Raw genomic sequence first — 7,935 nt, forward strand, 5'->3', positions numbered from 1 at the left:
CTTAAGGCGCTTTTTTAACCCATTTCCTGTAAGGGATAACCAATGCCAGGAGTAGGGCTGTTATACATGAAATTTTAGCGATGATATCGCCTGTTTTTACGTATAAAGTCAGTTCATCATTTAGGTTAATATCAGCTTTTAAAGCAGTTCTTGTCCACCAGCCCGCTTGTTTAATGATATCTCCTTTTTGATTGATGAAACAGGAAATGCCTGTGTTGGCCGACCGTACTACATAACGACGTGTTTCTATGGCCCTTAATTTCGCATACAAGAGATGTTGGTCCTTACCCGAGGTGTTGCCCCACCATCCATCATTGGTGATGATAGCGATGAACTGAGCCCCGTTTTTCACGGCAGTACCGATCCATTCCCCCCATAATGATTCATAGCAGATAACAGGCGCTGCGCCAATGCCACTATACGCGAAAAATACAGTGGGTTCCTTTTGCCAGCCATAGCCGCCAACGGTGCCGCCAAAACCTTCAAACAGGGGGCTTAAAACAGACAGTGCTGTAGGAAAAGGCATTTTTTCTACGCCAGGTACCAGTTTAGACTTATGGTAGAATTGTACATTAGCCGAATTTTCGACTTGTACTGCACCATTAAAAACATCCACATAGGTGCCATTATCTTGTTTTCTGGCCGATAGCGTTTGTTGATCCTGGTAAAACTTAATGCTTTCAATCCCGGTAATCAGCGTACCGTTTTTATACTTTTCTAAAAAATGCTGGGCAATTTTGAAATCCGAATTGTCCCTGATCCTGTCTTCATCTGCCGAATTAGGAATCGCCGTTTCCGGCCATATAAAATACTCTGTGTTTGGCTGTGCAACAGAGTCGGAAAGATGTGTTAATACATTTAACTGCTCCGCTGCCGAAAGGCCGCCGAATTTCTTATATGGGTCAATGTTCGGTTGTACGGTAACCACATTTACCGGAACAGACTTTTCAGCATATTGGTTGTACTTGGTTAAGGACAATGAAATAGGTAAAACGACCAATAATGCCCAGGTTAAAGCAGGTCTTACTTTTAAATAACCTTTCGCGTCAGATCTGAATCTTTTGTAGGCTTCAAATGCAAGGATGTTACTCAGTAATATCCATACGGATCCACCATAAACACCGGTATACTCATACCACTGTGCCAGTTGGTGCATGCCTGCAAGCCCATTTCCCAGCGACATCCATGGAAAGGCGAGGTCCCAGGTCTGGTGCAGGTATTCCATAGCTACATAAAACGACAGCAGCCCTGCATAAGCAATTTTTTGAGTGGTTACCTTTTGCAGACGATAATACAACCAGAAGGCAAAAGTCATTAACAAAGCTCCCAAACCAAATGGAATAAGCGATACAAATGCGGAAACCACTGGATTGTTTACGGCACTGATGGCATTATAAACCCAATAAATGGAGGCTGTATTCCAAAGTAAAAAAGTAAGACCGGCAGTCAGAAATACTTGTTTGCCGGTTTTGCCTTCATTTTTATGCACAATCTTCTCCAGTGCAATTAATAATGGTACAAGGGCAACCAATAATAATGGAGTGGTGTAAGGGATTGGAGGCCAGGCCAGCCATAATAAAAATGCGCTGAGCAGAGCCAGTGGGGCAGTGTTTTTAAAGTTCATTAAGGGGCTGCTTATAAGCTGTCTAAAATGTTAGCCTTTTTCGCTTCATATTCTTCCTGGGTAATCAGGTGTTTGTCATACAAGCTTTTCAGTTTCCTTAGCTTTAATGTTGTCTCGTCTTCCGGCTCTTCAGCAGGTGCTGCCGGAGGGCTTACAACAGGTTGTGAAAATACTGTTACAGGTTCTTCAATAGGTTCAGGTGTTACTGCATTTACGGTAACAGGGGAAGTGGACGAACGCCTTTCTTCCAGATCTGTTAATCTTTGTTGCTCTTTAAATTCCTCCAGTTGCGCATAAGCAGCCTGATATAATTTACGGGCCTGTACCTTAGGTATATATTCCGTGATGATATTTTCGCCATGCAAGGGCACGCAGATAAATTTAGAGCCAAATATTTCCTCTTTAAAAGAAACCTCTTTTACACTTTTCCAGGAGATATCTTTGAAATTCATCGTGATGCCGAAATTTCCCGGCTCACAATAAAAAATACGTTTATTACTTACCGCAATACAATCAGGAAGCAAGTTTACAGCTGGTTTTTTTTGTACCGCCATATAAATGAGTTCCTCGTTTGCAGTCAGCATGTCATTTAATTTGCCCAATACTTTTTCAACTGCTTTTGGGTCTTGTTCGTCACTTAAAAATCTATCTATTAAATTCATCTATTTAATTTTTTTGTCTTTAGCTGCCAGATACAATCCGACACGATGTTCGTTACAATATTTCTTTTACTGATTATCAAAAATCAGACCTTGAATTTATTTTGGTTAAATCGGTCGTCATCCTGGCAAAGGCCTGGATCTCGCACCGGTTCTAATCTTCGTCGAGGTCTTTATATTTGTTTTTCTTTTTCACCACCTCTTCGGCTCCGGCAACACAAATTACAAATTCCCCTTTTAATATATTGTTTTCAAAATGTGATTTAATTTCTGTTAATGTACCTCTAACGGTCTCCTCATAAAGTTTTGTCAGCTCCCGGCTAACCGAAGCCTGTCTTTCTGTACCTAAGTATTGCGCAAATTCTTCCAGGGTTTTCAGTAAACGGTGCGGGCTTTCATAAAATATCATGGTGCGTTCTTCCTCGGCCAGTTTTTTTAACCGTGTTTGTCTGCCTTTTTTTACGGGTAAAAAACCTTCGAAAACAAAAGCATCACAAGGAAGACCAGAATTTACCAGGGCAGGAACAAAAGCTGTCGCTCCCGGTAAACATTCTACAGCGATATCATGTTTTAGGACTTCCCTTACCAGGAAAAAGCCCGGGTCAGATATCGCAGGGGTTCCTGCATCAGAAATAAGGGCTACGTTTTTACCTTCCGTTAAAAACCGGATGATTTCTGAAGTGGCCTGATGTTCGTTGTGCTGATGATGAGAGTAGGCTTTTTTATCAATTCCAAAGTGTTTTAACAGCGGGGCACTGGTCCGTGTATCTTCTGCGAGGATGATGTCTGCTTCTTTTAAAATCCTGATGGCCCTGAAAGTCATGTCTTCCAGATTGCCAATTGGCGTAGGAACAAGAAAAAGTTTACCCATTTGTATTTACGATTTAACGATTTTGGATGTACGATTGATATAACAAAGGTTCAAATTTACGAATTAAGGTTAAGATCTAAACCGGAATAAACGTATTGATCCGGCTAAAAAAATAAACTATTCATCAATAATCGTAAATCAATCTTATCTTTGTTTAAAACAATAAATAATGCTGCAAGTTAACTATATCCGCGAAAACAGAGATAAAGTTTTAGCAGGCTTAAACCTGAGAAACTTTAAACAACCAGAACTGGTTGATGAAATTATTAAAACTGACGAAGAAAGAAGACAAACACAAACTTCGTTGGATAATCTCTCTGCTATTGCTAATTCGAGCGCAAAACAGATTGGGGAGTTGATGCGTAACGGTAAAAAGGATGAAGCTGAGGTGTTAAAAGCAGAGACCACGGCAAATAAAGAGCAGATTAAAAACCTGTCTGATGAACTGGGCGTAGCAGAAGAGAAATTGCATAACCTGATTGTGCAGTTGCCTAACCTGCCACATCATTTGGTAAAAGCAGGGCATACACCTGAGGAAAATGAAATTGTTTATACACATGGCGATCCGGCAGAAATGACGGCTACAGCGTTGCCGCATTGGGAGTTGACTTCCAAATATGATATCATCGATTTCGAATTGGGAACAAAGATTGCCGGTGCAGGTTTTCCTGTGTATAAAGGCAAAGGAGCACGTTTACAACGTGCCCTGATCAATTTCTTTTTAGACCATTCAACAGCTGCCGGTTACCGCGAAATGCAGGTGCCGCACCTGGTAAACGAAGCTTCAGGTTTCGGTACAGGACAGCTGCCTGATAAAGAAGGACAGATGTATCATGTAGGGGTAGATAACCTTTATCTGATTCCAACTGCTGAAGTTCCGGTAACGAACCTGTATAGGGACGTGATTTTAAAAGAAGAGGAGTTACCTGTTAAAAACACAGGCTATACCCCATGTTTCCGTCGCGAGGCTGGATCCTATGGTGCGCATGTACGTGGCTTAAACAGGTTGCATCAATTTGATAAAGTTGAAATTGTACAGATTGTTCACCCTGAAGAATCATACAAGGTATTGGAAGATATGAGTGCTTATGTGCAAACATTGTTGCAAAAGCTGGGTTTACATTACCGGGTATTAAGATTATGTGCAGGTGATATGGGCTTTACAGCAGCTATGACTTACGATATGGAAGTTTGGAGTGCAGCGCAACAACGCTGGCTGGAAGTTTCTTCTGTATCTAACTTTGAAACTTATCAAAGTAACAGGCTTAAATTAAGATATAAAGGTGCGACTGGTAAAACACAGCTTGCCCATACTTTAAACGGAAGCGCTTTAGCCTTGCCACGTATTGTAGCCGCGATATTAGAGAATAATCAGACTGATAAAGGTATTAAGATACCTGAAGCGTTGGTTCCTTATACCGGCTTCGAATATATTGATTAAGAAGAAACAGATGATAACAAAATAAAAAGGGCGTGTCCATCATTTTTGGACACGCCCTTTTTTATGTAGCTAAGCTTTATTTACTCAGGTTCAACCTTAGGTTCAATTCAAAACTGCCATTCGTATAATTACTCAGGGCGGATGTCTGCGTAGTATAAGTTCCGCTAATCAGGTATTTCTTTCTGAAATCCATTCCCAGGCCAAAGGTGGCATTTTCTGTGCTATGGTACATCGCCAATAAAATTACCTGCTTGTTGGCAATGCCGAACTGTGATCCTGCATCCCAGATGTTGTCAAAACCTTTCACACCCCGGTAGGCAACTTTTGGTTCCATGTCGATGCCTTCAGTACCTTCGCTGATTTGGATCTTGTAACTTACTGCGGTATAAAATGTAGCTACGTCTGCCAGCTTAATGACATCCTTTTTCAATACACTTTTAAGATTCGGTACCGAAGCCTGTATGTTCAGTTTATCTGAAGTATAGGCAACTCCGAAATCACCATCCAGGTAAGTCTTGCGGTTATTATACTGGCCTACCATAGGGTCGTTAGGATCTCCGTAAATGTCCGAATTTTCCAGTCGCTGGCTCATAAAACCCAGGGATACGCCGAAACGTAGACGCTGGTTGTTCTCGCTTAACTTCAGGTGATAAGCATAACTGCTCACTACCCTTGTTTGTCTTTGCAGACCGGCACTTTCATTGTAAACAGAAAGTCCGATACCTACCTTATTGAAACCATAATCAGCCGTTAAGGTTTGTGTTAAAGGCGAACCTTCAACATTGCTCCAGAGTTTGCGATAAGCACCATTCAGTTTCAATCCGGCATCTGCTCCGGCAAAAGCAGGATTAATTAAATACTGGTTTGTGTAGTATTGTGACGACAGCGGATTGAGCTGTGCTTTTATCGTTGTCGTACTGATAGCGATTGCAGCTATCAGTACTAGTTTTTTATAAGTTGTTTTCATTTTTTACTTCTTTAATGCATCCGGGGTATTTAGTCGTTTCTGACAATGGTAATAAAACCTTTTAATACTCTTGTTCTGTTGCCGAAATCGATCACGTAGTAATAAGTACCTTCATTTAAAGCAACACCATTAAAGGTTCCGTCCCAGCTGTTGTCATAGCCTTTCTTGTTATAAATCAAACGACCGGTTTTATCAAAGATCTTAACCTCATTATTCGGATAAAAATCAATGTTGTCAACAAACCATTTATCATTATATCCGTCATTGTTAGGTGTCAGGATATTGGTGGCTTTAACTTTTGCAAAGTCTTCATTTACCACTATGGTAATGGTTTGTGTCTGACTGCATCCGCTGGCATTGGTTGCTGTAACCGTATAGGTCGTAGTTTGCGAAGGCCTTATTTGAAGCACTGCTGTATTTGTTGTACCAATAATACCATTGCTATTGGCCCAGATATAGTTGGTTCCTCCCGTTGCGGTAAGCAGCACCGTTTCCCCTTTACTGATCGTAGTTCCTTTATCACTGTTAACCGCAACTACTGGTAGGGCATTTACGGTGATCACAAATGATCTGCTATAGGTGTCTATTCCACCATTCGCAGTACCTCCATTGTCTTTTACCGTTATCGTAATGGTCGCTGTTCCGGCCAGTACACCAGGTTTTACCTTGTAATTTAATGTGCCGGTAGTGCCGATACCAGTAACTGTTAATGCATCAAATAAGTTAACATTGCTGCTGCTGACAGTTAACGCTGTTGTTTGTCCTGCATCCGGACCTGCACTAATACCCGTTAACGCTACAGTCTGCGCTGCTGTGGTAAAGCAGATACTTTGATCGCTGATCGCTGCAAGAGTTGGCTCTTCGTTCACATTACTTAATGCAATGGTCAGCACCTTTTCAAGACTCAAATTATGTTGGGTGGTGCTTTTCACCCTAATGCTGTAGCTGGCTTTATTTTCGAAATTAAGCGGTGATGTGGTATTGATTTTGTTTCCAGCGATCGCAAACAAAGCATTATCCGTATCGCCTGTACCCGCAACCAGTGTATAGGTAAAGGTAGCGTCAGGGTCATCAGAAGTACTGCTCAGTGTGCCGGCGTTAGTTCCTGCAATACTGTTTTCATAAAGCGTTGTTCCAGCCAGACTGATATTGGTTGGTGCACCCGGTTTTATTCTTAGTGTACCCGCTACATAATTCATATCGTAGTTGGCAGCAGTAGCTCCGATGGCCGTAATCGGGTAATCTCCGATCGGACTTGTGGTCGTCGCAGTTGTACTTGCTGTTGCCAGACTGGTTAATATAGCAATGGTCTCGTTGTTTACAAAGCCGGAATAGCTTATCGTCAACGTTGGATTTGCCGTGGCCGCAAACTTCTCTTTATCATCAGGCTTAACAGTTAATGTCGCCTTGTTTATGGTTAAGGTTTGCTGAACATTTTGGGCAGCATTAGTGCTTGTATTTCCAGTCTGACTAGCTGTAACCATTGTATTTCCAGCTTTCAGTATGGTGGCGTTATTTCCGCTAATAGAAACCACTGAAGGGTCTGCAGCGGTATAAGTTACAGCTAAACCTGTTGAGGAATTAGCATTGCCTAAGGTAAATGTTGCCTCACCGTAGGTTTTGACGGTAATGGCGTTAAAGGTAATGGTTTGATTGGCTTTGGGTACAGCAGAGATATCTGTGCTTGCAGTACTTATGTTACCAGCTTGGTCTATAGCCTGTATGCGGTAATAATAAGTTGTTCCGTTGTTTAGTCCGGTATTCCTGTAAGTCGTGGTTCCTGCGGCAAGTTCTGTTAGTATTGTTGTTGGGGCAGCACTTGTTCCGGCCAGTATCCTGTATTTAGTCAGGTCGGTTTCGGTATTAGCTGTCCAGTTCAATACAATTTCGGTATCGCCAGGTGTTGCAGCTAAACCTGTAGGTGTGTTTGGTGCATTGGTCTCAATCGCATAATTGTTTGAATTGGTAATGCCGGTTCCTGCATTACCTGCCAGATCAGTAACACCTGTATTATCTAAAGTGATCAGATTGGTTGGGTCTGTAATTTCAGTTGCAGGTGTAAGTGTAGCTTTCCAGGTGATGCCTCCATCTGTAGAACTAACTGCACTTAGCGTGCCATTGGCAACAGTAAGGTCGTCATTGGTAAATCCTGTAACGGCTTCACTGAAAGTAATGGTTACTGTTGGTGTTTCGCCAATACTTAAAGCATTATCAGCTACAACTATGGTAGCTGTAGGCCGGTTAGTATCAATTGCGTAATTGTTAGAATTGGTATTGCCTGTTCCTGTATTACCTGCAAGATCAGTAACACCTGTATTATCTAAAGTGATCAGATTGGTTGGCTCTGTAATTCCCGCTGCAGGTGTAAGTGTA

The 7,935-nt window shown here is 41.8% G+C and carries 6 protein-coding genes; 1 reads left to right on the plus strand and 5 read right to left on the minus strand.

Features of this window, described 5'->3' with window-relative positions; translation table 11 throughout:
- Position 1: 1 nt before the first annotated feature.
- The 3 genes from lnt to rsmI all read right to left on the minus strand — a co-directional run bounded on the left by lnt (position 2) and on the right by rsmI (position 3,154).
- Positions 2 to 1,624, minus strand: coding sequence for an apolipoprotein N-acyltransferase (lnt, locus tag R2Q84_RS13955; protein WP_316817169.1), 1,623 nt, complete (start codon positions 1,622 to 1,624; stop codon positions 2 to 4).
- A gap of 11 nt (positions 1,625 to 1,635) precedes the next feature.
- Complete coding sequence (locus R2Q84_RS13960; RefSeq protein ID WP_316817170.1) at positions 1,636 to 2,286, minus strand: PH domain-containing protein; 651 nt, start codon at positions 2,284 to 2,286, stop codon at positions 1,636 to 1,638.
- A gap of 151 nt (positions 2,287 to 2,437) precedes the next feature.
- A complete protein-coding gene (rsmI, locus tag R2Q84_RS13965) occupies positions 2,438 to 3,154 on the minus strand; it encodes a 16S rRNA (cytidine(1402)-2'-O)-methyltransferase (RefSeq protein WP_316817171.1) in 717 nt (238 codons plus the stop codon).
- Positions 3,155 to 3,323: 169 nt separating this feature from the next.
- Between rsmI and serS the strand changes: the two genes are divergently transcribed.
- Entirely contained in the window at positions 3,324 to 4,595 is a 1,272-nt protein-coding gene (serS, locus tag R2Q84_RS13970; protein ID WP_316817172.1) for a serine--tRNA ligase, read from the plus strand.
- Between the two features lie 76 nt (positions 4,596 to 4,671).
- Here serS and R2Q84_RS13975 read toward each other — a convergent pair whose 3' ends face one another.
- Positions 4,672 to 5,562, minus strand: a complete 891-nt coding sequence (locus tag R2Q84_RS13975; RefSeq protein WP_316817173.1) for a PorP/SprF family type IX secretion system membrane protein — start codon at positions 5,560 to 5,562, stop codon at positions 4,672 to 4,674.
- Between the two features lie 29 nt (positions 5,563 to 5,591).
- A partial coding sequence (locus R2Q84_RS13980) for an Ig-like domain-containing protein (RefSeq protein ID WP_316817174.1) occupies positions 5,592 to 7,935 on the minus strand: 2,344 nt, incomplete at its 5' end.

It is taken from the genome of Pedobacter nyackensis, from assembly GCF_032678475.1.
Classification (GTDB): Bacteria; Bacteroidota; Bacteroidia; order Sphingobacteriales; family Sphingobacteriaceae; genus Pedobacter; species Pedobacter nyackensis_A.